This is a genomic window from Methylophilus sp. 'Pure River', from assembly GCF_046765995.1.
GTDB lineage: Bacteria > Pseudomonadota > Gammaproteobacteria > Burkholderiales > Methylophilaceae > Methylophilus.
Genome location: NZ_JBKOUE010000001.1, coordinates 180,399 through 206,980 on the forward strand (window position 1 = coordinate 180,399; position 26,582 = coordinate 206,980).

The window sequence follows — 26,582 nt, forward strand, 5'->3', positions numbered from 1 at the left end:
GACATCGGCATCCGTTTTCATGTATGCTTAAGTTAACGCGTTATACAGGATGCTGTTTTCAGCAGTAACTATGGCTTCAGAGCCGGATAAGTTGTCACACAAACCCTCTCTTTTAGAACGATTAAGTCACTTTCTTCTGCGTGAGCCGGAAGACAGGGAGCAACTGGTTGAGTTGCTGCACGGGGCTTATGAAAATCACCTGATGGATAGCGATTCGCTCGCTATGATTGAAGGTGTCCTGCAAGTCAGTGAAATGCAGGTCAGGGACATCATGATCCCGCGGTCGCAAATGGACGTGATCGACATCGCCCAGCCGCCAGAAAGCTTTTTGCCGTTTGTGATCGAAACAGCGCACTCCCGTTTCCCCGTCATTGAAGATAATAAAAACGATGTCATCGGCATTTTGCTGGCCAAAGACTTGTTGCGTTATTATGCCAGTGAGTCGTTCGAGCTGCGCGATATGTTGCGCCCGGCGGTGTTTATCCCAGAATCCAAGCGCCTGAATGTGTTGTTAAAGGAATTCCGCAGCAACCGTAACCATATTGCCATTGTCGTGGATGAGTACGGTGGTGTCGCGGGCATGGTCACCATTGAGGATGTGCTCGAACAAATTGTTGGCGATATCGAAGATGAGTACGACGATGATGAAGATGAAAGCAACATTATCTTCCAGGCGCCGGGCAAGTACCGCGTCAAGGCGCTGACTGAAATCCCTGAATTTAATGAAGCGATAGGTACTGCGTTTAGCGATGAAGAGTTTTCTACCGTCGGTGGTCTGGTGGTGAATCACTTCGGCCATTTGCCCAAACGTGGCGAGCATATCCGTATTGATAATTTAAGTGTCACCGTCGTCCATGCCGACAGTCGTCGCGTGCATGTACTATTGGTTGAGCAATTGCCGGAAGAGGTTTACCCGATCGAGTCTGTGTAGCCTTGCCGTGTTGGAACCTATTGTTGTTTTAATTGCCTGAGTTTCTGAATAAAGGAGAGTCATGATGAAAGCACAAACCTGGTTGAGCGGAGTGGTGGCTGTTGCATTATTGTCTTTAAGCGGATCTGCGTCGGCGGGCGCGACGGCAGCTAAGTTTCCAGAGGACGAACAAGGCTTTGTCGATGCGGTCGGTAAATTGAACCGCGCACAATTGATCGCCTTGCTAGGCGAGCCCGCGCGCGCTGAAGATGTGAAGTTAAAGGATAGCGGACGCGTGGTGGCCTCAATCTGGCATTACCACAATATCAATAAAGATGCCGCTGGAGCGTATTATCCGACGACAGAGCTGGATCTGATTGATGACCAGGTCAGCGTGGTGGTGTTCCTGAATAATGATGGTTCTGATGCGAGCTCAGGCCAGACGTATGAGGTTCAGCCTAATCCGGCGGATTTGTAAGCGTTAAATAACAGAACTAAAAACAAAGGGCGCCTTGGCGCCCTTTGTCATGTACACATCACCCAAAAATTACTTTTTCAGGCTGTCCCGGATTTCACGCAACAAGACAATGTCTTCCGGTGTTGCTGCTGGCGCTGGTGGTGGTTCTGCCTGTTTCAGGCTGTTCATGAATTTAACCATCTGGAAAATGATAAATGCCAGGATGATAAAGTTAAGCACAATGGTGACGAAGTTGCCGTAAGCCAGCACCGCCCCCAGTTTTTTTGCTTCTGCCAGGGCGAGGTCAGCCGACTGGCCATTGAGTGGCACGTATAAATTGCTGAAATCAAAGCCGCCAAAAATTCTGCCGATGACCGGCATGATGATGTCGTTCACCATGGAATCAACGATCTTGCCAAAGGCACCGCCGATGATGACACCGACCGCCAGGTCCATGACATTGCCCTTCAGCGCAAATTGTTTAAACTCGGTCATCACACTCATTCACTTACTCCTGATGTTAATAATTGTAGATAGTTGCAAATGATGACTATAGGCGTGGACCTGCGTGCTTGTCAATTGCCGGTAAAGTGATCTTTAGATAGGCCAGGGCTGAATATAGTGCGGTGTGATATATTGAGCCACTCTGGATTTTGTCGGATTTTAGAGAGTCTACATGCAGTTGTTTCATACCTTGCGCGAATTGCGCGCCTTTCTGGCTACTCACCGTGATCAGCGTGTGGGATTCGTGCCGACCATGGGTAATTTACACGCCGGGCATTGTCAGCTAGTGACTTTAGCCAAGAACCATGCTGACCTGGTCGTGGTCAGTATCTTTGTAAACCCACTGCAATTTGGGGCGAATGAAGACTTTGGCAGTTACCCGCGCACCTTGCAGTCTGACTGCGAGAAGTTGCAAGCCGTGGGCGCTGACGTGGTGTTTGCACCCCCTGTGGAAGAAATGTATCCGGATTTTGATGGTCAGTCTTTGCACCAGGAGATGGTGATTCAGCCGCCACCGTTGGCCGATGATTTATGTGGTGCCAGTCGTCTTGGTCATTTTGCAGGCGTCGCCACCGTGGTCGCTAAATTATTTCATATGGTGCAGCCGCAGGTCGCGGTGTTTGGCAAAAAAGACTATCAACAACTCATGGTGATTCGTGCCTTGGTGCGACAACTCAACTTTGATATTGAAATTATTGCCGGGGAAACGGCACGCGAGTCTTCCGGCCTGGCCATGAGTTCAAGAAATGGTTATTTAACAGTAGCGGAAAAAACACAGGCGGCGCAGTTAAACCAGCAGTTGCAAAGCATCAAACAGGCCTTGCTGTCTGGCCGCCGCGACTATGCCACTTTGCGCGAGCAAGCCTGTTTAATGCTGAGCCAGCAGGGCTGGCAGGTAGATTATGTAGAGATCAGGCGTCAACAGTCACTGACCTTGCCGGATGCGCAGACCAGCGACTGGGTGATAGTGGCGGCAGCCAGGTTGGGTAAGACGCGGCTGATTGATAATTGTGAAGTCAGTGCGTAGCGAGATTGAAGGCATTTTTTATAAATTTATTTTGCGCTAAGCCATTGATAACTTTATAATTACGACCTTTTCCGCGCGAGCGGAAGTTCGAGCTAAGGGACGCAATGCAAAGAACCATGTTGAAATCCAAGCTGCATCGGGTGCGTGTGACGCATAGCGAGCTGCACTATGAAGGCAGTTGTGCGATTGATGAAGCCTTGCTGGAGGCCGCTAATATTCACGAATATGAGCAGATCCAGATTTACAACATCAACAATGGTGAGCGTTTCACAACTTATGCCATTCGTGCCGAGCGCCACTCTGGCGTGATTTCGGTGAATGGCGCGGCGGCACATAAAGCCGACCCTGATGACCTGATAATTATTGCCAGCTATTCGCAATATACCGAAGCCGAATTGACCAATTACCATCCGCAACTGGTGTATGTCGATGCGCAAAATCGCATCGTCGAACAGAAAAACCATATCCCTGCGCAAGCTGCCTGATTTTGAGTACCCCTATGCAACCTAACATTGATGTATTGTCCCTGGAGGACATGAAGCTGGCCGTTGTTGACGCGCTGGAAGATATTAAAGCCTTTGATATCACGGTGATGGACGTGCGTCATATGACCGCGGTCACCAGTTACATGATCGTCGCCAGTGGTAACTCCACCCGCCAATGCAAGGCGATTGCCGATAATGTGCGTGAAAAGCTGAAAGAAAAAGGCCTTGATGCACGTGGCGTAGAGGGCGAAAAAGAAGGTGAGTGGGTGTTGGTGGACCTGGGCGATATCGTTGTCCATGTGATGGTCCCGGCAACGCGCGCTTACTACAACATTGAACAGCTGTGGAGCGAGTCGCAAACCCGCCGCGCGGCCTCTGCTGCCTAAAAGCCCTATCTCTCTCCTGATATGAAGCTGAATATCATCTCGGTCGGCCATAAAATGCCCGACTGGGTTGAAACAGCGTGCGCAGAGTATTTGAAGCGCATGCCACGTGAGCTCGAAACACGCATCATCGAAATCAAGCCTGATAAACGCGCGGCCGGTAAAAACAGTGAAGTGGTGCAAGAAGCAGAGGCCAAGCGTATCCTGGAAGTCGCCGGTAAAGATTACCTGGTGGCACTGGACGAGCGTGGGCAAGCCGTGACCACCTTGCAACTGGCAGAAAAACTCAAAAGCTGGCAGGAAATGGGGCGTGATGTTTCACTGGTGGTTGGTGGGGCTGATGGCTTGCATGCACAACTCAAAACCCAGGCGCAGTGGTTGTTCAGTCTGTCTAAACTGACCATGCCGCATGGCATGGTGCGTGTGATGCTAGCCGAGCAACTTTATCGTGCCCACACCGTTCTAAGTGGTCATCCCTATCACCGAGAATAACGATGTCTAGTGCCCTGGTCTGGTTGCGTCGCGACCTGCGCGACGATGATCATGCAGCGCTGTATCACGCCTTAAAGCGGCATACGCACGTTTATGTCGCTTTTGTTTTTGATACCGACATTCTGGATGCCTTGAGCGATAAACAGGATCGCCGGGTAGAGTTTATCTGGGAAAGCGTGCGGGCACTCAAACAGTCTTTACAAGCGCAAGGTAGCGATCTCGTGGTTTTGCACGGCCCTGCACAGTCGGAGATTCCAGTCCTGGCCAGCGCGCTAAATGTGACTGCGGTATATGCCAATAAAGATTACGAACCAGTCGCGATTGCCCGTGACGAAGCCGTGGGCCAGGCGCTGTTGCGTCATGGTCAAACACTACATTTGTTCAAAGACCAGGTGCTGTTTGAACAAGATGAGGTCATGACGCAAACTGGCAAGCCGTATGGGGTATTCACGCCTTATAAAAATGCACACTTGGCCAAATTGAACGCGTTTTACCTCAAGGCTTACCCGGTCAAAAAGTATCTGCATCACCTGGCCGCGGTCACGCCGCAGCCCATGCCAGCCTTGGAGTCACTCGGCTTTCAGCGTACCAATCTTGCTGAGTTGCGACTGCCAACCGGCATGGCGGGTGCGCAGCGGTTATTTGACGACTTTTTACAGCGTATCGACCAGTATCATGAGGCGCGCAATTATCCGTCCGTGAAGGGCGTGTCTTACCTCTCAGTGCATTTGCGTTTCGGCACGATTTCTATTCGCCAGTTAGCCCATGCGGCCTGGCAATTGTCATTGGCTGGTAATGAAGGTGCCGCCATCTGGTTGAGTGAGTTGATCTGGCGTGATTTTTATTTCCAGATTCTCTTTCATCGGCCAGACCTGCAACAAGGCCGGTCTTACAAGCCGGAGTATGAAGCGCTACCTTTCCCCAATGATGCTGGCTGGTTTGCCGCCTGGTGCGAAGGCCGCACTGGCTTCCCTATTGTCGATGCGGCTATGCGTCAGCTCAATCAAACGGGGTATATGCATAACCGTTTGCGCATGGTGGTGGCCAGCTTTCTGGTCAAGGATCTGCTGATTGACTGGCGCTGGGGCGAGCGTTATTTTGAGCAGAAGCTCATTGATTTTGACTTTGCGGCCAATAATGGCGGCTGGCAATGGGCGGCGTCCACCGGCTGTGATGCACAGCCTTATTTCAGGATTTTTAACCCGCAATCGCAGTCGGAAAAGTTTGATCCGCAAGGTAAATTTATCCGTAAATATGTGCCAGAATTAACGGCGCTTGATGACCAGCAGATTCATGCGCCCTGGGCAGAAAAATTTCGTAAAAAATCCTTGTTTGACAAAGGGTTAATGGGGGATTACCCGGCCCCTGTGGTGGATCATGCGCAACAGCGCGAATTGGCGCTGCACTTATACAAAAATAATGTGAAGCAAAGATGACATTTGATGTAGAATAAATGCGTTTGACTGCGTGTCAAGCTTGGGCCGCAGCGAGAATGGCTTGGTCAATTCGATGATTTTTTAACCAGCATCCCTTCAATTTTTAGAAGAGCGTTCCGTTAACTGTCATGACAAGCCCTGGCGAAGGACACACATGCAAGCACTGTTGGGGATACAACAATTTAAATGCGCTTGAAAAGCTTCTAAACATAATGACAAATATGAAAACACTGAGAGCGATCGTATTGACTGCCGTTTTAGTGGGTGTCTCTGGTTGTGCCACAACCAATAAAGACCCGCTGGAAGGCATCAACCGGGGAATTTACAAGTTTAACGATGTGGCTGACCGCTACGCCATGAAGCCGGTCGCCAAAGCCTACAAAGCGGTTGCGCCTACCCCTGTGCGTACTGGCATCAGCAACTTCTTCAGCAACCTCGGCACCTTGACCACCATCGTCAATGACTTGCTGCAATTGAAGTTTGCCCAGGCCTTTACCGATGCCGGGCGTTTTGTGATCAACTCCACCTTTGGTATCGCTGGCTTTATTGATGTGGCTAGCATGGACAATGTGCCAAAACACCAGGAAGATTTTGGCCAGACCTTGGGTTACTGGGGTGTAGGTTCCGGCGCTTATCTGGTGTTGCCGATTATTGGCCCAAGCACCATCCGCGATGCCAGCGGCCTGTTTATTGACACTGTGACGTCTGACCCGATTACCTATTTGCATAATACTGGTCAGATTCGTGCACACAACCAGGTGCGTGCGGTGCAGCTGCTGGACAAGCGTACACAATTGCTGGATGCGACCGATTTGGTGGATAACGCGTCAATTGACCCATATGCGTTCATGCGTGATGCTTATTTGCAACGTCGTGCCAGCCTGATTCAGGATGGCTTGGTACCTAAAGAGCTGTTGCAGGACGAGTTTGAGCCTGCGGATGAAGATGCACCCACGCCAACGCATTCTGAGTTATCACCAGCGACAGGCGCTGACGCAGTGCTGTTGCAATCGGCTGCGCCTATTGGTCAGTCTGAGGTTGGTCAGCTTGAGGGCGTTGAGCCATCTGTGGAGGGCGCTGCCCTAGTGGTCGAGCCTGCTGCAACGGTTGACGTCGTTGAGTTGAGTGAAGCTGCTGGTGAAGCCGTTGAGGCATTGCCACCTTTGCTGGAGCAGGCTGACCAGACTACAGGCGAAGAAGTGCCAGTGGTTGAGGTTGATGCTAGCGCGATGTTGGCTGGTGTTGATGAAACCTTGTTGACCGTGGTGGAGCCAGCAACGCCTGCGCAATAATGATGCCCACACGTTGAATAAAAAAGGCTTTGCATTGCAAAGCCTTTTTTATTTGGGTGCCCGCAGGCGCTAACGTGCTTATTTACTCTGATGAAGCAACCGTCATGCGTTCAATTAATATGGATCCCGTCTGCCGTGAGCTGTGAGGAATGACATCGTTACCGATCGCAACAATGTTTTTCAGGATATCCTTCATATTGCTGGCAATAGTGATTTCTTCTACTGGATGCACAATCACACCATTTTCTACCCAATAGCCCGCCGCCCCTCTGGAATAGTCACCAGTGACCATATTCATGCCATGTCCAAGTAATTCTGTCACCAGCAGGCCGGTACCCATGGCCTGCAATAATTGCTCAAGGCTGTGGCCTGTAGAGCGTACCACAATGTTGTGTGCGCCTCCGGCATTGCCGGTCGATTGCATGCCCAGTTTGCGGGCAGAATAGCTGCCCAGTAAATAGCCTTGTAACACCCCGTTTTCAACTAGTGTGCGTGGGCGGCAAGCCACGCCTTCGCTATCAAATGCGCTGCTGGCAGCGCCTTTGAGTACAAACGGATTTTCATCAATCTGCAGCAATGGACTGGCCACGGTTTGGCCCAGGCTGTCGAGCAGAAAAGACGATTTCCGGTATAAATTGCCACCGGAAATGGCGCTAATCAAGGTGCCTATCAGTCCGCTGGCCAATGGTGCTTCAAATAAGATCGGATATTGCCCGGTTTTGATTGGGCGGGCGCCCAGGCGCTTAACCGTACGTGAGCCTGCTGTCTGGCCGACCTGCTCTGGTGTTGCCAGGTCTAGCGCATCACGTGCACTGCTGTACCAGTAATCACGTTGCATGAGGCCATCCGCTTCGGCGATGACTGAGCAACTGATGCTGTGGCGTGAGCTAGGGTAGCCGCCAATAAAACCATGGCTGTTGGCATAAGCAAAAGCGCCGCTCTGGCTATAAATGCTGGCGCCTTCGCTATTGCTGATACGCGGGTCGACGGCGAGGGCGGCTGCTTCACAGCGCTTGGCCAGCGCTAGCGCCGCATCCACCTCTATATGCCAGGGATGGTGCAGTGACAAATCTGGAAAGTCAGTGGCCATCAATGCCGCATCGGCCAAGCCGCAGAAAGGGTCCTGTGCCGTATATTTTGCAATATTGCAGGCAGCTTCAACAGTATCTTTCAAGGCTTGAGGGCTTAAATCCGAGGTGCTGGCATAGCCTTTACGCTGACCAAAATAAACTGTGACCGAACAGCCTTTGTCACGGTTATATTCGATGTTTTCAGTCTCGCCTTGCCGCACGGAAACGTTCTGGCCGGTGCCAAAACTGACCTCTGCCTCGGCACTGCTGGCGCCTGCTTTGCGTGCCAGTTGAATGATGTCTTGAGCGATTTGTTGAAGTTGATCCGATTGCATGCTGTACGCGCTTGTTTTTTGCTTGGCAGTTAAAACTGTTATCATACCCGATTTGGCAGAGATTGCTTTTACCATGACATCTGAAACCTTTGATGATTCCCAGCCCAGTAAAACCCGATTGAAAGCAGAGGCGGATGCTGCGCAGGAGATAGGCCGTCAACTGGTGGCACTGCCCAAGGACAAACTGAAAAAACTGCAATTAGAAGAGTCGTTACTGGATGCGATTGCAGAAGCCAAACGCATTACCGCTAATGGCGCGATTCGTCGCCAGATGCAATATATTGGCCGCTTGATGCGTGACACTGACCTAGCACCTATTGTCGAGCAATTACAAAAGTGGGACGGCAAGCACCAGGAAGAAAATGCCCGTTTTCATCAGATGGAACGCTGGCGTACGCGTATGCTGGAGGATGTCAAAGCCATAGAATTATTTATTGCCGAGTTTCCGCAAACGCATGTGCAGCAGATGCGTACGCTGATTCGCAATTCACAAAAAGAGCACGCCGCCGGTAAACCGCCCAAGAGCAGCCGCGAATTGTTTAAAATGATACGCGAGGTGATGGAAGGCAAGAGTGTGCAGGACGACACATCATTTGAAGAAGAGTCATTGGACGAGTAAAAGTGTCGCGTGGCGCTTGGTGCGGTACGCTGGCTGTATTCATTGACCATGCTAAACGAGGAGGGGAAACCATGCATAACCAGATTGATATTGAACTTGATTTAACCGGCCTGGATAGTCCGTTGCCGATGCTAAAAACCAAAGAAGTACTGGAGCGCCTGTCACCAGGCCAGGTGTTGCTGGTGAAAACAACGTCTGCGGGTAGCGAACAAAATATCCGCAACCTGATCAACAATCACCCGGTCAAATTGCTGTCTTTAAACAAGCAACATGGCGAGTTTCATTTTGTCATGGAAAAAGAAGCGGTGCTGGTTGCCTAGTCGCGTTCTTTCACCCCAGCATGCTGTTTGGCAGCATGCCTGTCTAAGATTTTCGCAAATGTTGTGTCGCGTAATGCCTAGTCTGGCTTGCGTGGCGGCAATATAAACTTGCCTGGCTGTTTATACAGGGCGGTCAGCAACTCCAGCCAAAAGGCTTTCCAATGGCGATAGCGTACTTTGCGTGATTTCATGGCGACATAAATCGCCAGGCCAAAACTGGTCATCAGGTTAAGTGTGCCGACCAGGGCAATGCCCAGAATCGCAGTCCCGATAATGTAATGACTGGCCTGGAAGTCCAGTGCCGGCAATGCATACCCAGAGAACGCTGCGACAAACGTAACATGACGGATATCCAGCGGCAGGCCCAGCATGACGCCCAACCCCGACGCAAAGCCCAGCAGGCAGCCGAAATAAAAGTTACCGGCCAATGCACCCAGGTTATGGCGAATATACTCGGTGATTCGCCACAAACGCTCTTTGCCCAGCAGTATTTGTAACCAGCGCAAATGCCCAAGACGCTCGGGAATCCGGTTATAAGCGGCCAGGTTGTCATGGTAGCCCGCAATCAGGCCGGACAGGAACAAGCAGACACCTGCCACCGCCGCATACAGTGCCGTCAGGCTGATCAAGGGGTTGTTGCTATCCAGCAGGGCATGCGCTTTTTCGGTGCCGATGAAATGGTGGCCGGTTGTTTGCATGATGAGCCAGTCGATGAGGATAGCCACTGGGATTACCACCACAACATTGCCCAGGATGGCAATGGTCTGGCTGCTGGTGGTTTGTGCCACGATGTTGACCAGGTTGTGGATGTTTTTACTGTCGTGACCATGGTCGTCGATAGTGGCGGCAATGGTGGCGGCCGTCATGGCGGGCTGTTTGGTGGCGACGGTAAAGTGCAGCAAGTGGATGATGACAAAGCCCAGGCCGTAATTCAGGCTAAACAGGATGGCCTCGGTCAATGGTGGCAAGTGGTAACTGGCAATCATGATCTTAATCATCGCCATCACGGCAATAATAATGCCAGCGCCCATGGCTGACCCCATCAGTTTAAAGTACTCATTGCGGTGCTGAGCGATATAGTGTTCGCCGGTATGGCTGGCATTTTCAGTCACGCGCAGGGCCAGTAACTCAGTGTTCTGGCGCCAGTATTCAGACAGGTTGTTTTTCTTGCACTCGGCGTCGACCAGCTGCTTGAGCAGGCGCGTGATCGCGTCACTGACATCATGCTTGAGGATCAGGCCATGCAAGATATCCAACAGTAACTGCATGCGTTGAATCTGCTGCAAGATGCGTTGCATGAGGGCAGTGAGCGAGATGCTGGTGCCGGTGTTAGCGTTAGCCTTGCGGATTTCGTGTGTGAGTTGTTCGCAGCGTTTGAGGACACTGTAAAGGTGTTGTATGTCTTCGGCCTGTATTGTCGCCAGTGCCAAAAACGTCTGAATCTCTATGTTTTGCGTGATGAATGGCGAGCGGTTCGATTCCAGGTCCTCATGTTGCAAGATCAGCTCAGGATCCAGTCCTGAAGCCGATAAGCGGTATGAAAGCACCTGCAAGGCATCCTTCAGTTCTTGTATGCAATTCTGCTGTTGTTGCTGGTCACCCTGGTCTATGTGCAAGGTGTACATAAAGTCCCGCCAGACGGTATCCGGCATGCCAATGACCCAATCCACATCGCTGCTTTGATGGAAAACCTGTCCAAACACATCTTTTAAGTATTTGGGATCGGGGACTTCTGGCAAGAGCTTGTGTGAGAGGCGGCGATAAATTTCTGTGAAAAAGCCGAGGTCAGACTGGATGCCGTGCTCGGAATACAGGGAAATCACGCTCTTTTCATCCAGTAATCTGAGCAGGCTGTTGCGCAATGACAGCGCATACTGCGGGTGTTGCTGTAGCAGGAAGCATAGCGCCTGTAGCGCCTTGCTGGCGCTTTCAATATCGGTCGATACTTTGGGGCGGATATTGTCGAACAGGGCCCGCAAGAATTGAATATCGTCCAGGTCGCCGGCCGCTTCACGGGCTGCCTGATGCTCAAAGGTAGGTTGAAACATGAAAAACACTTTCTGTGATTCTATTTTAGCCAAGAGATTGCCGCTGTAAGGCGTGGGCAATCGGGTTAAGGCCATTTAAACACTATAGCTGTACCTCAGCCGCCAGGGGCTCTCCCTGGCGCTCTAATTGCACTTTGACCACTTTTCCGCTGTATTTCCTGACCAGACTGGAAAGTTGCGCCGCATCATCCACTTTTTCGTTGTTGATGCTGAGTAGTTGATCTCCACGCACCACACCGCCTTTTTCAGCCGCAGAACCATGAATCACGGCAATCACCCGCACGCCTTCACTGCTGACCTTGTTAGTCGGTGCATCGTCGTTTTGCCCGGATTGTTTAGGCACCAGTTTGATGACATGAATGCCCAGCAACGGTGGTGGCAGTTTTGCCCAGTAAGTGGCGTAATAGCGATAGCTGCCTGCTTTGACTGCGACATCTTTTTCGGTCAGTGCTTGGCCTTTTTTTACCGCTTCTTTAATCACTTCCATTCTCGATGAAGGAGAGGCACCGCCCGCTTTTTTCATGTACACCAGGATGCTGTCGGCCTGGATGGCGCGGCCATGGTTGCGTGCCTGCTCCGCATCCACTTCGCCCGCCTCAAAGCTGCTGAATCCCATCAGGTCGTAGCCGTTTTCCAGCATCCTGATATTGTCTTCATCGCGGCGCGTGCCACTGAAAAGCTGTGGTTCAGGGTTCGCTTGCAATGAGTGTAAATTGCCCTGGTTTTGTGCCTGGTAATTGAGGCTGTAAGGGTTGTCTTCTGCCCAGGTAGCGGTGCTTAAGGTCAAGGCTGCCAGCACTGCAGCATGCTTGAAATATAAAGACCACTGGCCTGATAAGGAGTAGGCGGGCATAACGGACTGTCCAGGCTTGCACAGGGGGTTCATCGAATTCTCCATGATCGAATAACAGCTTGTAATGTTATGATGTATTGGTACATTAACACAGACACAATTGTCATAGACCAGGTTATGCAAGAACAATTCACGCGCATTGGGTTAGTTTCTATCAGTGATCGTGCCTCGCAAGGCGTTTATGAAGACAAGGGCATCCCGGCGCTCACCGCCTGGTTGGCGCAGGCGGTGGTTTCTCCTTATACCGTCTCCAGCCGCCTGATTGCCGATGATCAAGCGACGATTTCGCAGACCCTTAAACAACTGGTCGACGAAGAAGGTTGCCATCTGGTGCTGACCACAGGCGGTACTGGTCCTGCACTCAGGGATGTGACGCCGGAGGCGACCTTGGCCATTGGCGACAAGGAAATGCCTGGCTTTGGTGAACAAATGCGCCAAATCAGCCTGCGTTTTGTGCCGACGGCAATTTTGTCGCGCCAGGTCGCCGTGATCCGCAAGCAGTGCCTGGTGATTAATTTGCCGGGGCAGCCCAAGTCGATACAGGAAACGCTGGAAGGTCTCAAGGATCGCGACGGTAATACTTTGGTGCCCGGCATCTTTGCCGCTGTGCCGTATTGCCTGGATTTGCTGGCAACTAGTGATAAGCCAATGCCTTATCTGGAAACTGACGAAACCATCGTCAAATCTTTTCGTCCTAAATCTGCCATTCGCAAATAAATTAAATTCTTAAGTTATTCAAAGAGATTGCATGCGTTATAACACTATTTCCAGACTGATTTTTATCAGTTGTTTTGCCTTGCTGACCTATTTGTTGCTCATGGAAATGGCGCCAACAAATGATGGCTCGATTTACAAAGACAAAATCCAGCATGTGATCGCCTTTGGTGGCGTCACCTTCTGGGGCTTGCTGGCGTTTCAGCGTTTTCCTAAAACTACTTTGTTTGGGCTGACTGCGTTTGGCGCACTGATGGAAGTCTTACAAGGCATACTCACCACCACCAGGCAGCCCAGTGTGTATGACTGGCTGGCGGATGTCGTCGGTATTTTGCTGGCTTGGGCCGTGGCCACTGTGTGGTTGCGCTGGTGGCAGGGTCGCCGTGGCTGAATTTGAGCTAATTGCCAACTATTTTACCCGGCCTGCACAGGCCGATCTGGGCGTGGGCGATGACGCGGCGCTGATCCGCGTGCGACCAGGCTATCAGTTAGCGATTTCAGCAGATATGTCGGTGGTCGGGACGCATTTTTTTGCCGATATTGACCCGTTTGCCATCGGTTGGAAAGCCATGGCGGTGAATGTCAGTGATATGGCAGCCATGGGCGCCGAGCCCAAATGGGCCACCTTGTCGATTGCCTTGCCAGAGATTGACGAGTCTTGGTTACAAGGGTTCAGTAAAGGGCTGTTTGCCTGTGCCGATCAGTTTGGCGTATCCCTGATTGGTGGCGATACCACGCGCGGGCCTTTGAATATTGCCATTAATATCCTGGGCGAAGTGCCGCCAGGCCAGGCTTTGCAGCGCAATGGCGCGCAGGCAGGTGATGATGTCTGGGTCAGTGGCGTGTTGGGGCAGGCGGCATTATGGCTGCAGCATCGTTTAGGCAAGCTGGAGATACATGCTGAAGCGCTCACTGCACTGGCCACAGCCATGCATCACCCGCAACCTCGTGTGGCACTAGGGCTGGCATTGCGCGGTGTGGCAACCGCTGCACTGGATATTTCAGATGGCTTGCTGGCGGACCTGACGCATATACTGCAAGCATCCTCTGTTGGCGCTGTGTTGGATTGGACGGCAATGCCCAAGCCTGTGTTGCAGCAGTCGTCAGTGCGTGATGCTGTGTTACAACAGGCTGTGTTGGCTGGTGGCGACGATTATGAATTATGTTTTACTGCTGCGCCGCAGCACAGGGACGCTTTGCAGGCGCTCTCGGCGCAGCTAGGGTTGCCCTTGAGCCGTATCGGGCAAATTACCGCGCAGGCAGGCTTGCACGTGTTTAACGGAGACGTGCGTATCGACTTATCGCAGAAAGGATATGCGCATTTTGGCTAATCACCGCCCACCGCAGCCGCCAAGTTGGGGCTTACTGTTTTCGCATCCTCTGCATTGCCTGAGTTTTGGCCTGGGCACTGGCTTATCACCTAAAGCGCCAGGCACGGTAGGCACATTATTGGGCTTTCCGCTGTATTGGCTATTGATGGGCTTGCCGCTGATGCAGCAATGGTTAAGTTTAGGTGTGTTGTTCTTGCTAGGTATCTGGTGTTGCGAGGTGACCGGTCGTGCATTAGGCGTCAGCGATCATGGGGCTATTGTGTGGGATGAAGTCGTGGCGATGGCCGCTGTCTTGGTCACGGTACCATTCACATGGGCTTGGGGCCTGGCTGCGTTTGCCAGCTTCCGCTTGTTTGATATCTGGAAGCCTTTTCCTATCGGCTGGGTAGATCAGCGTGTAAAAGGTGGGTTGGGCGTGATGCTGGATGATGTGCTGGCGGCAATCATGGCCATATTGGTATTGCAACTTGCACAAGGCTACGTGTCATGAACATATTGCTTGAGTTAAGCGAAACCTTGGGGCAGGCACTACAAGCAAAGCACAGGCAGTTGGCGCTAGCGGAGTCTTGCACTGGCGGCATGGTTGCACAAGCGGTGACCGCCATTGCAGGTAGTTCTGCCTGGTTCGATCGCGGTTTTGTTACCTACAGCAATGTGGCAAAAACCGAGATGCTGGGTGTTCCTGATGCATTGATTGCCGAGTTTGGTGCGGTCAGCGAGCCAGTGGCTGAGGCAATGGCCTTAGGGGCATTGCAACACAGTCAGGCGCACTTAAGTGCTGCCATTACTGGCATTGCTGGGCCGGGTGGTGGATCACCGCACAAACCGGTTGGCACGGTATGTTTTGCCTGGGCATCTCGCAGTGATGGTGGCAGCAGAGGCAATACTATGGTGATAGAAACCCGTCATTTTGAAGGTGATAGAACGCAAGTGCGCGAGCAGGCCGCCAGCTATTTGCTGGCTGGCTTGCTAAAGATGGCTAATGCACTGTAATCAGAACTAGCGGTGATGATGGTGGCCGTGGCCATGACCATGTCCGCCGCCGTTCCAGCCACCGCCGTAAAAGTTTCTCGGACCATAGTTATAACCACCATAGCCACCGTTTCCATACGAAAACTGGATAAAGCCAGGTGCTGGTTGCGGGTAAGCCACGGCTGGCACACCATAGAAGTTACTTTGCGGATGGCGGTAAACGACCACAGGTGGTGGCGCATAATAGACCGGTGGTGGTGCGTAGTAAGCGGGTGGGTATGGATTGCCAACGACCACGCCGACTGACCAATTGTCCTGTGCTTGTGCACTCAACGCAGCCAGGCTGCCCAGCGCGAATGTCAAAACATATTTTACGATTTTCATAAATTCTCCTCACACGGAAAACAAATTAATGCTCCCTGCAGCTTTAACGCACCTGCCTTGTAACGGTTGACAACCACTGCGTGCAAAAGTGCTGGCCTGGCATTGCTTATTTGCAATCACCGGCCATCCCTCGCAGATGGCATTCACTCGCCTAATTCATGGCTTCGCCATTTCACTGATGGTCGATTTATGAAATAATTAGAAGTTATTGTTTGAAGTATATAGCGTTTGTGTAAACAACGCATTTTTATTGGTCAAAGAAAGCAATCAGCATGGATGACAACAAAAGCAAAGCGCTCGCCGCCGCACTCTCTCAAATTGAAAAACAGTTCGGCAAAGGCTCCATTATGCGCATGGGCGATGGCGATATTGGTGAAGACTTGCAAGTGGTCTCTACCGGTTCGCTGGGCCTGGATATTGCGCTGGGCGTAGGTGGTTTGCCACGTGGCCGTATTGTTGAGATTTATGGCCCGGAATCTTCAGGTAAAACGACGCTGACTTTGTCTGCCATTGCCGAAATGCAAAAGCTGGGTGGCGTGGCCGCGTTTATCGATGCCGAGCACGCCTTGGATCCACAATATGCGGCCAAGCTGGGCGTCAATGTGCCTGAGTTGCTGATTTCTCAGCCAGACACGGGCGAGCAGGCGCTGGAAATTGCCGATATGTTGGTGCGTTCTGGTTCTGTGGATATTGTGGTGGTGGACTCGGTCGCAGCCCTGACGCCACGTGCGGAAATTGAAGGCGAAATGGGCGACAGCCATATGGGCCTGCAAGCGCGCTTGATGTCACAGGCGCTGCGTAAACTGACCGGCAATATCAAGCGTACCAATACGCTGGTGATCTTCATTAACCAGATCCGCATGAAAATCGGTGTGATGTTTGGCAACCCGGAAACCACCACTGGCGGTAACGCGCTGAAGTTTTACTCATCCGTGCGTCTGGATATCCGCCGTACGGGCGCGATTAAAAAGGGCGACGAAGTGATTGGTTCTGAGACTAAAGTCAAAGTCATCAAAAATAAAGTCGCGCCGCCGTTTAAACAGGCAGAATTCGACATTATGTATGGCGAAGGGATTTCACGTCTGGGTGAAGTGATCGAGTTGGGTACCAACCTCAAACTGGTGGAAAAAGCCGGTGCCTGGTATAGCTACAATGGCGAAAAAATTGGCCAGGGTAAGGAAAATGCCAAAGAGTTCCTGCGTGAAAACCCAGCGATTGCCGCTGAGATCGAAGCCAAAATCCGCGAAAACTCCAATGTGCTGGCCGATAGTATGCCTTCAGCCAGAGGTGAGGACGATTAATCCCTTTGCGGCAAACCGTGGAGAAATCGCTGCGCCAGCGTGCGCTTGAGTTGTTAAGCAAGCGCGAGTATTCCGCCGCTGAGTTGGCGCAAAAGCTTAAAGGCTACGCTGGCGAAGAAGATGATATCCCGGCCTTGATTGCGGATTTCAAAGGCCGTGGCTGGTTAAGTGATGCACGCTATACCGAGCAAATGGTGCATGCGCGCCAGGCCAAGTTCGGTGCGGCGCGTGTAGCGCACGAGTTGCGTGAAAAAGGGGTGGATGACACCCTGATTGCCGAAGCCGTTGCCGGTTTGCAGGACAATGAAGTAGAGCGCGCCAGGGAAGTCTGGCGCAAAAAGTTTAAAGCGGCCGCGACGACGCGTGAGGAATGGGCGAAACAAGCCCGTTTTTTACAAAGTCGCGGTTTTACGTTTGAAGTGATTAAACAAATTTTGAATAGACACGCAGAAGATGACAGTCCAGAAGACGACAGTTAGTTACGGAAGCAATCCTTCCAGCAAGCAAATCCGCCAGGCATTCCTGGATTTTTTTGCTTCCAAAGGCCATCAGGTAGTGGCTTCCAGTTCACTGGTGCCACACGGCGACCCGACCTTGCTGTTTACCAATGCGGGTATGAACCAGTTTAAAGACGTATTCCTTGGCTTTGACAAGCGCGCCTATACGCGTGCGGCCTCAGCCCAGAAATGTGTACGTGCTGGCGGCAAGCACAATGACCTCGAAAACGTCGGTTACACTGCGCGTCACCATACCTTTTTTGAGATGCTGGGTAACTTTAGTTTTGGCGATTATTTCAAGCGCGATGCCATTGCATTCGCCTGGGAGTTGTTGACTGAAGTCTACGCCTTGCCGAAAGAGCGCCTGATGGTGACGGTATACGCGGAAGATGATGAAGCGTATGACATCTGGCACAAAGAAGTCGGCGTGCCTGCGGACAAGATTGTCCGTATTGGTGATAACAAGGGCGCACGTTATGCCTCTGACAACTTCTGGATGATGGGCGATACCGGTCCTTGCGGCCCTTGTACCGAAATTTTCTATGATCACGGTGCACATATCCCAGGTGGTCCTCCAGGATCACCTGATGAAGATGGTGACCGCTTTATCGAAATCTGGAACAACGTGTTTATGCAGTTTAACCGCGATGAAGCGGGCGTCATGCATCCACTGCCTAAGCCATCGGTAGATACTGGTATGGGCTTGGAGCGTATTTCTGCCGTGTTGCAAGGCGTGCATGCCAATTACGAAATTGATTTGTTCCAGGCGCTGATTAAAGCAGCTGCGCGCGAAACCAATACGGCTGACCTGGATAGCCCGTCGCTCAAAGTGCTGGCCGATCATATCCGCGCCTGTTCTTTCCTGATTGCCGATGGCGTGATTGCAGGCAATGAAGGCCGTGGTTACGTGTTGCGCCGGATTATCCGCCGCGCCATCCGTCATGGTTACAAACTGGGCTGTCGCGCTGCATTCTTCCACAAGCTGGTTGCGGACCTGGTGGCTGAAATGGGCGAGGCTTATCCTGAGCTCGTGAGCAACCAGACACGTATCACTGATATTCTCAAGCAGGAAGAAGACCGCTTCTTTGAAACCATTGAAAACGGTATGCAGATTCTGGAAGCTGAACTGGCGACCAAACCTGCTATTTTCAATGGCGACCTGGCGTTTAAATTACACGATACCTTTGGCTTCCCGCTGGATTTGACCGCAGATATTTGCCGTGAACGTGGTGTGACCGTGGATACGGCAGGTTTTGATGCTGCCATGGCGCGCCAGAAAGAACAGGCGCGTGCGGCGGGTAAGTTCAAAATGGCGCTGAATCTTGAATATGATGGCGCGGCGACGACATTCCATGGTTACGATAAACTGGAAACTCCGGCCAAAGTACTGGCGCTGTATAAGGATGGTAGCGCAGTCCATACCTTGAATGAAGGGGATCTGGGCGTGGTGGTGCTGGACCATACGCCTTTCTATGCTGAATCTGGCGGCCAGATTGGCGACAGCGGTGAACTCAAGTCCGCCAACGGTATTTTTGCCGTAGAAGATACGCAAAAAATTCAGGCGGCGGTGTTTGGGCATCATGGCGTGCTCAAGACCGGCACCTTGTCAGTCGGTGATGAATTGGCTGCCAAAGTCAATCTGCAAGCGCGTGCCAACACCATGCGTAACCACTCTGCCACACACTTGATGCACAAAGCATTGCGTGAAGTGTTGGGCGAGCACGTGCAACAAAAAGGCAGCCTGGTTGATACTGAAAAAACCCGTTTTGACTTTGTGCACAATGCGCCGATGACGGATGCAGAGATTGCCAAAGTAGAAGCCTTAGTCAATGCGGAAATTCTTGCCAACGCAGCCACGCAAGCACGTGTGATGGACATTGAGTCTGCACAGCAAACTGGCGCCATGATGCTGTTTGGCGAAAAATATGGTGACGAAGTGCGCGTGCTCGATATTGGCACCTCGCGTGAGCTATGCGGGGGCACCCATGTTCGCCGTACCGGTGATATTGGCTTGTTTAAAATCACCGCTGAAAGCGGTGTGGCTGCAGGCGTGCGTCGTGTAGAAGCGACCACGGGTGAGGGTGCATTGAAGCTGGTGCAAACGCAACAAGCCCTGATTAATCAGGTCGCTGGTGAGTTGAAAGCGCCAGCGCATGAGCTGCCTGCCAAGATCGCACAAGTGATGGATAACGTAAAGTCGCTGGAAAAAGAACTTGCACGCTTGAAATCCAAACTGGCATCTTCGCAGGGCGATGACCTGGCGGCGCAAGCCCTGGATATCAATGGCGTCAAATTGTTGGCGGCAACGCTGGAAGGTGCTGATGCCAATGCCTTGCGCGAAACCATGGATAAACTCAAGGATAAGCTTAAATCTGCCGTCATTGTCTTGTCCAGTGTGGCCGACGGTAAAGTCAGCCTGGCGGCAGGTGTCACCAGTGACTTAACCGGCAAAGTGAAAGCCGGTGAGCTGGTGAATCACGTTGCAGGACAGGTAGGTGGCAAAGGTGGTGGCAAGCCGGATATGGCCATGGCCGGTGGTACCGAGCCAGCCAACTTACCGCAGGCGCTGGCCAGCGTGAAGGCTTGGGCAGAAACAAAACTAAATTAATTCAATTGATTAACAGAGCGAAATAATGGCATTAATCGTACAAAAATATGGCGGCACCTCAGTCGCCAATCCCGAGCGTATCCGTCATGTGGCGCGTCGTGTTGCGCGCTATAAAGCCATGGGGCATCAAGTGGTGGTCGTGGTGTCTGCCATGTCCGGCGAAACAAATCGTTTGATTGCACTGGCCAAGGAAATCATGCCGGATCCGGATCCACGTGAGTTGGATGTCATGGTGTCCACCGGTGAGCAAGTGACCATAGGCATGACTGCCCTGGCGTTGATGGAGCTGGGTATCAAGGCAAAAAGCTATACCGGCACCCAAGTCAAAATCCTGACGGATGATGCTTATAACAAAGCGCGTATTCTGGATATTGACCAGCACAACCTGAAAAAAGACCTCGATGACGGCTATGTCTGTGTCGTGGCAGGCTTTCAGGGCGTGGATGCCAATGGCAATATCACCACGCTGGGTCGCGGTGGTTCCGACACCACTGGCGTGGCCTTGGCGGCTGCTTTAAAAGCCGATGAATGCCAAATCTATACTGATGTGGATGGCGTATATACCACCGATCCTCGCGTAGTGCCTGAGGCGCGTCGACTGGAAAAAATCACTTTTGAAGAGATGCTGGAGCTGGCCTCTCAAGGCTCCAAAGTGCTACAGATCCGTTCTGTAGAGTTCGCCGGTAAATACAAAGTCAAATTACGTGTGCTCTCAAGCTTTGAAGAAGAAGGCGACGGCACACTGATCACATTCGAAGAAAATGAGGAAAACATGGAAGAACCAATTATCTCCGGCATCGCTTTTAACCGCGATGAGGCGAAAATTACTGTGACTGGCGTGCCTGATAAACCAGGCATCGCTTATCAAATCCTGGGCCCGGTGGCAGATGCCAATATCGATGTCGATATGATTATCCAGAACGTTGGCGCAGACGGCACCACTGATTTCACCTTCACCGTGCATAAAAACGAAATGAACAAAACACTGGCCTTGCTGCGCGACAAGGTGCAAGGTCATATCCAGGCACGTGAAATCAGTGGCGATGACAAGATCGCCAAGGTGTCTGTAGTCGGTGTGGGTATGCGCTCACATGTGGGTATTGCCAGCCAGATGTTCCGTACATTGGCCGAAGAGGGTATTAATATCCAGATGATTTCTACCAGCGAAATTAAAATCGCCGTGGTGATCGAAGAGAAATATATGGAGCTGGCGGTACGCGTGCTGCATAAGGCTTTTGGTTTAGAAAACGCATAATTGCATCAGAAGAATAAAGAAATAAAACATTCTTCTTTTTTGCGTTGATTTCTGAAGGGTTTTCACGTAGTATGGCGCCCTTCGATGCAGTAGCAATGCTGCAAAGAAAACAGCGTAAGCTGTGTTGGTTTTTATTAGGACTTGATTGTTTTAATAAGGTGAGCTGGCCGAGAGGTCGAAGGCACTTCCCTGCTAAGGAAGCATATGGGCTTAAACCTGTATCGAGGGTTCGAATCCCTCGCTCACCGCCAAAAACCTTGCTCCGTGCGGGTATGGTTTTTTGGTAAATTGGTTGTTGGATGTGAATCTGCACCACCACAAAGCTTAAAATAGTGTTATAATGCTGTTTTTGTTGCAAAGCAACAAACCTTGGCGCCCGTAGCTCAGTTGGATAGAGTATTTGGCTACGAACCAAAGGGTCGGGCGTTCGAATCGCTCCGGGCGCGCCAAAAATAAAAAGCCTTGTTTCTTCGGAAGCAAGGCTTTTTTCTTTCCTGTGGTAGATCATTGCATTTGCTGCTTATTCGTAGATGTTGCTGCATGATCAACCCCGTCTGTATGTATATTCTGCCGCCTTGAGCGTAGCGAGAGGCAGGGCAGGTATGGTATGCTTTAACTTTGTTTTTTCATTGGTGTTTCAGTGTCTCTAAATGCTTGTTTGGCGCGGATTGCAGGCGATATGCAGCAGGTGGATGCCGTTATTCGCCAGTCTTTGTCATCCCAAGTTCCGCTGATTAATCAAATTTCGGAATACATCATCCACAGCGGTGGCAAACGCTTGCGTCCGGCACTGGTGTTGATGTCCGGCGATTTGGCTGGCGCGGTGACGCCGGCCCATCATTCGCTGGCTGCCATTATCGAATTTATTCATACCGCGACCTTGCTGCATGATGACGTGGTTGATGCGTCTGAGCTGCGTCGTGGTAAATCAACTGCTAATCATGTTTATGGCAACCCGGCCAGTGTGCTGGTGGGTGACTTTTTGTATTCGCGCGCTTTCCAGATGATGGTCAAGTTGCAAAACATGCGCGTGATGGAGATCTTGGCCGACGCGACCAATGTGATTTCTGAAGGTGAAGTGTTGCAGTTGCTTAATGTACGCAATATTGGCGTCAGTGAGCAGGATTATTTGCAGGTGATTCACTTTAAAACCGCCAAACTGTTTGAAGCTGCGACGCGTTTGGGTGCGGTGCAATGCCAGGCCAATGCCGAGCAGGAAGAAGGATTGGCCACCTATGGCATGCATTTGGGCACCGCTTTTCAGCTGATTGATGATGTGCTGGATTTAACCGGCGACAGCGAGAAGATCGGCAAAACCTTAGGCAATGACCTGGCAGAAGGTAAGGTGACGCTGCCGATGTTATATGCGATTCAACAAGCGCCAGCGGCACAGGCTGACCTGGTGAAACAGGCATTGCTAGAGGGGCAGGTGTCTCAATTAGGTGCCGTGCTGGAGATTTTACATGCGGTGAAAGCATTTGATTATGTGCGCGCCGTCGCACAAAAAGAAGCCAGCCTGGCTTGTGAAGCCTTATCGGTGTTTGCACCAACTGCCGCCAAACAGGCCTTGCTGGATTTGGCTAATTTCTCTGTCAGTCGTCAGCAATAATTAGGCGGTCAGCCTGTGGTCAGGCTGACTGTGACAGCTTCAGTTCAATCTACTTTTTCAATATCAGTTCAATGCGATTGGCTCGCCACTGACGTGGTAGTAGCTGAGTCGCGCGCAGTCGTTGGTGGCATTGGTGAGCGCGCCATCAAACAGTGACTGGCCATTCACATCGACCACTGCGTAGCCGTTGTGGTACAGCGTCACTTCTGCCTGCATATCTTTTTCGGCGATCAGTTCGGCAGCCTTATGCAAACCGCGTGTTTGCAGAGAACGCATGCCAAAGCTGATGCAGTTTTCCTCTTCTTCTTCACTGTAAACTTCCCAGTGAGATTGTCCGGTCAGTTTTGTGAGCCAGCCTGGCAAGTCCACTTCTACCCGGCAAATGACGGGCTCATCCCAGGCAGGATGCTCGACTTGATTTAACTCGACCTGATTGAGACCTGCTTCGGTCGGTGGCGTAAATTTGATTTGATCAGACATAGGCAACTTCCTTCACTTGATAACGGATGTCACTTAAACACAGCTACAAACCTGATCGGTTGCACTGTAGCATCCATCTTACACATAAATGGTGCCAGGCAAGTGGTTTTCAAGGCAGGGAAAGCCCCTTTTAAGCAGGTTTTGCCGTCTTTTAGCCTTGCTTACTTGCATTAACGATGCGATGATGCAGCAACCTTAACTATGTTATCGGTATCATGTCAGAAATCCTTGAACCTGTTTTAAGCTTAATGCAGACGCAACCCCATTTTTTGCAAGCAGTGTGCTGGCTGATTGGCTTGCTGGTGGGTAGTTTTCTCAATGTGGTGATACATCGCTTACCCAAGATGATGGAGCGCGAATGGCACGCCAGCTGCCTGGATTTGCAAGGACAAACCGCGCCGGAGCAGCCAAAATATAACCTGGTCACACCGCGCTCTGCTTGCCCACATTGCGGACACAAGATAACCGCCATCGAAAATATCCCTGTCATCAGCTACCTGTTCTTGCGTGGGCGCTGCTTAGGCTGTAAAGCGTCAATTTCCGTACGTTATCCACTGGTCGAGTTGCTCACTGGCTTGCTGTCATTAGCTGTCGCTGTGCAGTATGGTTACAGCATGCTGACGATATTTGCCCTGGCGTTTGTGTTTGCATTGGTTGCATTAACGTTTATCGATTTTGACACCCAGTTGCTCCCCGATGATATTACGCTGCCTTTGTTATGGCTGGGCCTGTTGCTGAATATCAAATACGGATTTACCGACCTCACCTCAGCCGTGGTTGGTGCGATGGCTGGTTATCTGGTGTTATGGTCAGTTTACTGGCTATTTAAACTGGTCACCGGCAAAGAAGGCATGGGTTATGGTGACTTTAAACTGCTGGCCGCGATCGGTGCCTGGTTCGGCTGGCAATTATTACCCGCCGTTATTTTGCTGAGCTCGGTGGTGGGTAGTGTGATCGGCATCGGCTTGATCTTGCTTAAAGGCAAAACCCGCCAAACAGCGATTCCGTTTGGCCCATTTTTGGCGCTGGGCGGCATTGCAGCTTTGTTTTACGGGCAAGCGCTAGCTTCCTATTACCTGGTCCCATAATGAGCAAAGTCGTGGCCGTGACTGGCGGCATAGGCAGTGGTAAAACCGAAGTCTGCAAAGCGTTTATGGCACTCGGTGTGCCTGTGGTCGATTTAGACCATATCGCCCGTGACATGAGCGCGCCGGGCAGCCCGGCCATGCAGGCGGTGCGTGCGCAGTTTGGCGATGCCATGTTTAATGCCGATGGTCAGCTTGATCGGGCAAAATTACGCGAATTGGTCTTTGCCGAGCCTGATGCACTGGATCAACTCAATCAAATTATGCATCCGGCCATTCGCAGCGAAGCGATCAGGCAAATTGCACAGCATACTGAGGCTTACGTGGTGCTGGCGATTCCGTTGTTGGTGGAAAGCCGCGATGACTGGCGCATGATTGATCACGTGCTGGTGGTGGATTGCGATGAGCAGACGCAACTTACGCGCGTAATACAGCGCAGCCAGCTGTCAGAAGGCATGGCGCAGGCCATGATCGCCGCGCAAAGCAGCCGCGATGAACGTTTAGCCATTGCCGATTCGGTGATAGAAAACGATCAAACACTGGCTAAATTGCAGGAAAAAGTGCTAGAGTTTCATAAAAATTTCTCTAAGACTTGCCAGTGAATGAAAAGGGTTTCATAATCAGGCTTTTATTGCATACTTTTCAAGTATCAGCTGACAGAAAAGGCTGCCGTGTCGAGCTACGAGTTTCCATTTAACGAGCGCATCAGAACTTATCTCCGCCTAGAGGATCTGTTCGTCAAGATGTTGCACCACATTGAGATTGGGCATGAGATCAGTCATCATGTCGCGCTGATTTCCATGCTGCAAATCCTGGATTTGATTGATCGCGGGGATTTGAAGGTCGATCTGCTACAAGAGCTGGACAGACACAAGGTCCAGCTATCGTTTCTGCAAACCAATCCAAATATTGACAAGCATGCGCTGGCGAGCACCTTATCCAGCCTGGATCGCTGCGCCACTGCATTGCGTTCTGACCATCAAAAACTCGGCCAGTCCTTACGTGAAAATGACTGGTTAATGAGCGTCAAACAACGCACCAGTATTCCTGGTGGCGTCTGTGAGTTTGACTTGCCGTCTTACCGTCATTGGCTGTACCTGGGTGTGGAACGTCGTAAAGACGACTTCGATAACTGGCTGGCCAAGTTGATGCCTATGTACGAATCGATCCGCCTGATTTTGCAACTGCTGCGCGGCAGTGGTCAGGTGTTGTCATTGGTGGCGCATCATGGCGCTTACCAGCAGCAATTGTCAGGGCATAAACCAGCGCAACTGTTGCGCATCGAGATAGACCATGACGAATGCTTCCCTGAAGTCAGTGCCAATAAATACGCGATCAATATCCGCTTCCAAAAGCTCGATTTCGTGCAACGCCCCAAAGGTTGTGAGCAGGATATCCCGTTCAAGATGATCGTCTGTAACTTTACCGGGGCTGGACACAATTGACACAGCCCGCCGTAAAACCCCGCAAGGTGGCTTGTCCGTCTTGTGGTGAAACCTCAGAGTACTCCACCGCTAATCCATATCGCCCATTCTGCAGTGAGCGTTGCAAACTGGTCGACCTCGGCGATTGGGCCACGGAGAAGTTTCGTATTCCTGATAGCACCCCGCCAGATTTATACGAGCCAGAATAACTGGCTGCCAGGATTCTGAATATGCAAAAAACAGCCTTCTTATCCCGCCTCGTCACCAGCGTTTGCCTGATCGGCTGGCTAGGCATTGCGCACGCAGAGGTGAAGCTGAGCGATGCCTGGGTGCGTGCTTCCAATCCAGGCCAATCTGTAGGCGCCGCCTACGTGACATTATCTAGTGCACAGGATGTCACCCTGGTCTATGCGGAAACAGAGCGTGCTGGCACGGTAGAAATGCACAGCATGACCATGCAAAACGGTGTGATGAAAATGCGTAGTATGGAAGAGCTGCCAGTGCCTGCTGGCAAACCAGTTAAACTGGCACCGGGTGGCCTGCACTTAATGCTGTTTGAACTGCCCACACCGTTTAAAGTAGGCGAACAAGTTAAATTCAGACTGTGCTTCAAAGACAAACAAGGCAAGATTACCGACCAGTTTGTCACCATGCCGGTAAAAGCCGCGCCCTAACTTAGAAACGATCCGTA

At 51.4% G+C, this 26,582-nt stretch carries 31 protein-coding genes and 2 tRNA genes; 27 read left to right on the forward strand and 6 right to left on the reverse strand.

Annotated features, from left to right (window positions below; genetic code table 11):
• The first annotated feature begins 70 nt into the window (after positions 1-70).
• Complete coding sequence (locus ACIDE9_RS00925) at positions 71-931, forward strand: HlyC/CorC family transporter (protein WP_194740747.1); 861 nt, start codon at positions 71-73, stop codon at positions 929-931.
• Positions 932-992: 61 nt separating this feature from the next.
• Positions 993-1,388 (forward strand): hypothetical protein, encoded by a 396-nt coding sequence (locus ACIDE9_RS00930; protein ID WP_411992036.1) that lies wholly within the window; start codon positions 993-995, stop codon positions 1,386-1,388.
• 69 nt (positions 1,389-1,457) lie between these two features.
• Here the strand turns inward: ACIDE9_RS00930 and mscL are convergent, their stop codons facing one another.
• Positions 1,458-1,871, reverse strand: coding sequence for a large conductance mechanosensitive channel protein MscL (mscL, locus tag ACIDE9_RS00935; protein ID WP_194753089.1), 414 nt, complete (start codon positions 1,869-1,871; stop codon positions 1,458-1,460).
• Between the two features lie 172 nt (positions 1,872-2,043).
• Here mscL and panC point away from each other — a divergent pair, with 172 nt between their 5' ends.
• From panC to ACIDE9_RS00965, 6 genes are all read left to right on the forward strand, one after another.
• Positions 2,044-2,898, forward strand: a complete 855-nt coding sequence (gene panC, locus ACIDE9_RS00940) for a pantoate--beta-alanine ligase (protein ID WP_411992038.1) — start codon at positions 2,044-2,046, stop codon at positions 2,896-2,898.
• Positions 2,899-3,002: 104 nt separating this feature from the next.
• Positions 3,003-3,383 carry an aspartate 1-decarboxylase gene (panD, locus tag ACIDE9_RS00945; protein WP_194740750.1) on the forward strand — a complete coding sequence of 127 codons (381 nt, stop codon included), beginning with the start codon at positions 3,003-3,005 and terminating at the stop codon, positions 3,381-3,383.
• A 14-nt stretch (positions 3,384-3,397) separates the two neighbouring features.
• On the forward strand, positions 3,398-3,769 hold the full coding sequence (rsfS, locus tag ACIDE9_RS00950; protein ID WP_194740751.1) for a ribosome silencing factor: 372 nt from the start codon (positions 3,398-3,400) through the stop codon (positions 3,767-3,769).
• A gap of 21 nt (positions 3,770-3,790) precedes the next feature.
• Positions 3,791-4,258, forward strand: a complete 468-nt coding sequence (gene rlmH / locus ACIDE9_RS00955; RefSeq protein ID WP_024929681.1) for a 23S rRNA (pseudouridine(1915)-N(3))-methyltransferase RlmH — start codon at positions 3,791-3,793, stop codon at positions 4,256-4,258.
• A 2-nt stretch (positions 4,259-4,260) separates the two neighbouring features.
• Positions 4,261-5,694 carry a cryptochrome/photolyase family protein gene (locus ACIDE9_RS00960; protein ID WP_411992041.1) on the forward strand — a complete coding sequence of 478 codons (1,434 nt, stop codon included), beginning with the start codon at positions 4,261-4,263 and terminating at the stop codon, positions 5,692-5,694.
• A 221-nt stretch (positions 5,695-5,915) separates the two neighbouring features.
• Positions 5,916-6,986 carry an MlaA family lipoprotein gene (locus ACIDE9_RS00965; RefSeq protein ID WP_411992043.1) on the forward strand — a complete coding sequence of 357 codons (1,071 nt, stop codon included), beginning with the start codon at positions 5,916-5,918 and terminating at the stop codon, positions 6,984-6,986.
• An 82-nt stretch (positions 6,987-7,068) separates the two neighbouring features.
• Here the strand turns inward: ACIDE9_RS00965 and pmbA are convergent, their stop codons facing one another.
• Positions 7,069-8,391: a metalloprotease PmbA gene (gene pmbA, locus ACIDE9_RS00970; RefSeq protein WP_194753093.1), complete on the reverse strand. Its 1,323-nt coding sequence runs from the start codon at positions 8,389-8,391 to the stop codon at positions 7,069-7,071.
• Between the two features lie 73 nt (positions 8,392-8,464).
• Between pmbA and yjgA the strand changes: the two genes are divergently transcribed.
• Together yjgA and ACIDE9_RS00980 are read left to right on the forward strand one after the other, a co-directional pair.
• Positions 8,465-9,010 carry a ribosome biogenesis factor YjgA gene (gene yjgA / locus ACIDE9_RS00975; protein ID WP_411992045.1) on the forward strand — a complete coding sequence of 182 codons (546 nt, stop codon included), beginning with the start codon at positions 8,465-8,467 and terminating at the stop codon, positions 9,008-9,010.
• 71 nt (positions 9,011-9,081) lie between these two features.
• Positions 9,082-9,330: a sulfurtransferase TusA family protein gene (locus tag ACIDE9_RS00980; RefSeq protein WP_411992047.1), complete on the forward strand. Its 249-nt coding sequence runs from the start codon at positions 9,082-9,084 to the stop codon at positions 9,328-9,330.
• A gap of 77 nt (positions 9,331-9,407) precedes the next feature.
• On the opposite strand, the gene ACIDE9_RS00985 is transcribed toward ACIDE9_RS00980, so the two are convergent.
• Positions 9,408-11,378, reverse strand: coding sequence for a site-specific recombinase (locus ACIDE9_RS00985; protein WP_194753094.1), 1,971 nt, complete (start codon positions 11,376-11,378; stop codon positions 9,408-9,410).
• Between the two features lie 82 nt (positions 11,379-11,460).
• Complete coding sequence (locus tag ACIDE9_RS00990) at positions 11,461-12,231, reverse strand: PDZ domain-containing protein (protein WP_411992049.1); 771 nt, start codon at positions 12,229-12,231, stop codon at positions 11,461-11,463.
• A 117-nt stretch (positions 12,232-12,348) separates the two neighbouring features.
• On the opposite strand from ACIDE9_RS00990, the gene mog reads away from it, so the two are divergent.
• From mog to ACIDE9_RS01015, 5 genes are read left to right on the forward strand one after another with little or no spacing between them, the layout of a single operon-like run.
• Positions 12,349-12,948: a molybdopterin adenylyltransferase gene (gene mog, locus ACIDE9_RS00995; RefSeq protein ID WP_411992051.1), complete on the forward strand. Its 600-nt coding sequence runs from the start codon at positions 12,349-12,351 to the stop codon at positions 12,946-12,948.
• Between the two features lie 31 nt (positions 12,949-12,979).
• Positions 12,980-13,336, forward strand: coding sequence for a hypothetical protein (locus tag ACIDE9_RS01000; RefSeq protein ID WP_194753096.1), 357 nt, complete (start codon positions 12,980-12,982; stop codon positions 13,334-13,336).
• A complete protein-coding gene (thiL, locus tag ACIDE9_RS01005) occupies positions 13,329-14,276 on the forward strand; it encodes a thiamine-phosphate kinase (RefSeq protein WP_411992054.1) in 948 nt (315 codons plus the stop codon). Before ACIDE9_RS01000 ends, thiL begins: the two co-directional genes overlap by 8 nt.
• The gene (locus ACIDE9_RS01010) at positions 14,260-14,766 is read left to right on the forward strand and encodes a phosphatidylglycerophosphatase A (RefSeq protein ID WP_411992055.1); all 507 of its coding nucleotides are present in this window, start codon (positions 14,260-14,262) and stop codon (positions 14,764-14,766) included. Before thiL ends, ACIDE9_RS01010 begins: the two co-directional genes overlap by 17 nt.
• A complete protein-coding gene (locus ACIDE9_RS01015; protein WP_411992057.1) occupies positions 14,763-15,269 on the forward strand; it encodes a CinA family protein in 507 nt (168 codons plus the stop codon). The genes ACIDE9_RS01010 and ACIDE9_RS01015 overlap by 4 nt, the downstream gene beginning before the upstream one ends.
• A 6-nt stretch (positions 15,270-15,275) precedes the next feature.
• Here ACIDE9_RS01015 and ACIDE9_RS01020 read toward each other — a convergent pair whose 3' ends face one another.
• Positions 15,276-15,632 carry a hypothetical protein gene (locus tag ACIDE9_RS01020; protein ID WP_411992059.1) on the reverse strand — a complete coding sequence of 119 codons (357 nt, stop codon included), beginning with the start codon at positions 15,630-15,632 and terminating at the stop codon, positions 15,276-15,278.
• Between the two features lie 272 nt (positions 15,633-15,904).
• Here ACIDE9_RS01020 and recA point away from each other — a divergent pair, with 272 nt between their 5' ends.
• The 7 genes from recA to ACIDE9_RS01055 all read left to right on the forward strand — a co-directional run bounded on the left by recA (position 15,905) and on the right by ACIDE9_RS01055 (position 22,902).
• The gene (recA, locus tag ACIDE9_RS01025) at positions 15,905-16,933 is read left to right on the forward strand and encodes a recombinase RecA (RefSeq protein WP_194740763.1); all 1,029 of its coding nucleotides are present in this window, start codon (positions 15,905-15,907) and stop codon (positions 16,931-16,933) included.
• 5 nt (positions 16,934-16,938) lie between these two features.
• Positions 16,939-17,412 carry a recombination regulator RecX gene (gene recX / locus ACIDE9_RS01030; protein ID WP_194753101.1) on the forward strand — a complete coding sequence of 158 codons (474 nt, stop codon included), beginning with the start codon at positions 16,939-16,941 and terminating at the stop codon, positions 17,410-17,412.
• Complete coding sequence (gene alaS / locus ACIDE9_RS01035) at positions 17,387-20,038, forward strand: alanine--tRNA ligase (protein ID WP_411992062.1); 2,652 nt, start codon at positions 17,387-17,389, stop codon at positions 20,036-20,038. Before recX ends, alaS begins: the two co-directional genes overlap by 26 nt.
• Positions 20,039-20,063: 25 nt before the next feature.
• A complete protein-coding gene (locus tag ACIDE9_RS01040) occupies positions 20,064-21,293 on the forward strand; it encodes an aspartate kinase (protein WP_194740766.1) in 1,230 nt (409 codons plus the stop codon).
• Between the two features lie 157 nt (positions 21,294-21,450).
• Positions 21,451-21,544 (forward strand) — tRNA-Ser (locus ACIDE9_RS01045).
• A 121-nt stretch (positions 21,545-21,665) separates the two neighbouring features.
• Positions 21,666-21,742 (forward strand) — tRNA-Arg (locus tag ACIDE9_RS01050).
• A gap of 230 nt (positions 21,743-21,972) precedes the next feature.
• Complete coding sequence (locus tag ACIDE9_RS01055) at positions 21,973-22,902, forward strand: polyprenyl synthetase family protein (protein ID WP_047514302.1); 930 nt, start codon at positions 21,973-21,975, stop codon at positions 22,900-22,902.
• 63 nt (positions 22,903-22,965) lie between these two features.
• Here ACIDE9_RS01055 and ACIDE9_RS01060 read toward each other — a convergent pair whose 3' ends face one another.
• Positions 22,966-23,382 (reverse strand): hypothetical protein, encoded by a 417-nt coding sequence (locus tag ACIDE9_RS01060; RefSeq protein WP_194753103.1) that lies wholly within the window; start codon positions 23,380-23,382, stop codon positions 22,966-22,968.
• Between the two features lie 248 nt (positions 23,383-23,630).
• Here ACIDE9_RS01060 and ACIDE9_RS01065 point away from each other — a divergent pair, with 248 nt between their 5' ends.
• The 5 genes from ACIDE9_RS01065 (at position 23,631) to ACIDE9_RS01085 (ending at position 26,565) form a co-directional block, all read left to right on the forward strand.
• Positions 23,631-24,470: a prepilin peptidase gene (locus ACIDE9_RS01065; protein WP_411992065.1), complete on the forward strand. Its 840-nt coding sequence runs from the start codon at positions 23,631-23,633 to the stop codon at positions 24,468-24,470.
• Complete coding sequence (gene coaE / locus ACIDE9_RS01070; protein WP_194753105.1) at positions 24,470-25,069, forward strand: dephospho-CoA kinase; 600 nt, start codon at positions 24,470-24,472, stop codon at positions 25,067-25,069. The genes ACIDE9_RS01065 and coaE overlap by 1 nt, the downstream gene beginning before the upstream one ends.
• A gap of 69 nt (positions 25,070-25,138) precedes the next feature.
• Positions 25,139-25,912 carry a cell division protein ZapD gene (zapD, locus tag ACIDE9_RS01075; RefSeq protein WP_194740769.1) on the forward strand — a complete coding sequence of 258 codons (774 nt, stop codon included), beginning with the start codon at positions 25,139-25,141 and terminating at the stop codon, positions 25,910-25,912.
• A gap of 26 nt (positions 25,913-25,938) precedes the next feature.
• Positions 25,939-26,100 carry a DNA gyrase inhibitor YacG gene (locus ACIDE9_RS01080; RefSeq protein WP_369751528.1) on the forward strand — a complete coding sequence of 54 codons (162 nt, stop codon included), beginning with the start codon at positions 25,939-25,941 and terminating at the stop codon, positions 26,098-26,100.
• 21 nt (positions 26,101-26,121) lie between these two features.
• Positions 26,122-26,565 carry a copper chaperone PCu(A)C gene (locus ACIDE9_RS01085; protein ID WP_411992067.1) on the forward strand — a complete coding sequence of 148 codons (444 nt, stop codon included), beginning with the start codon at positions 26,122-26,124 and terminating at the stop codon, positions 26,563-26,565.
• The last annotated feature ends 17 nt before the right edge of the window (positions 26,566-26,582 follow it).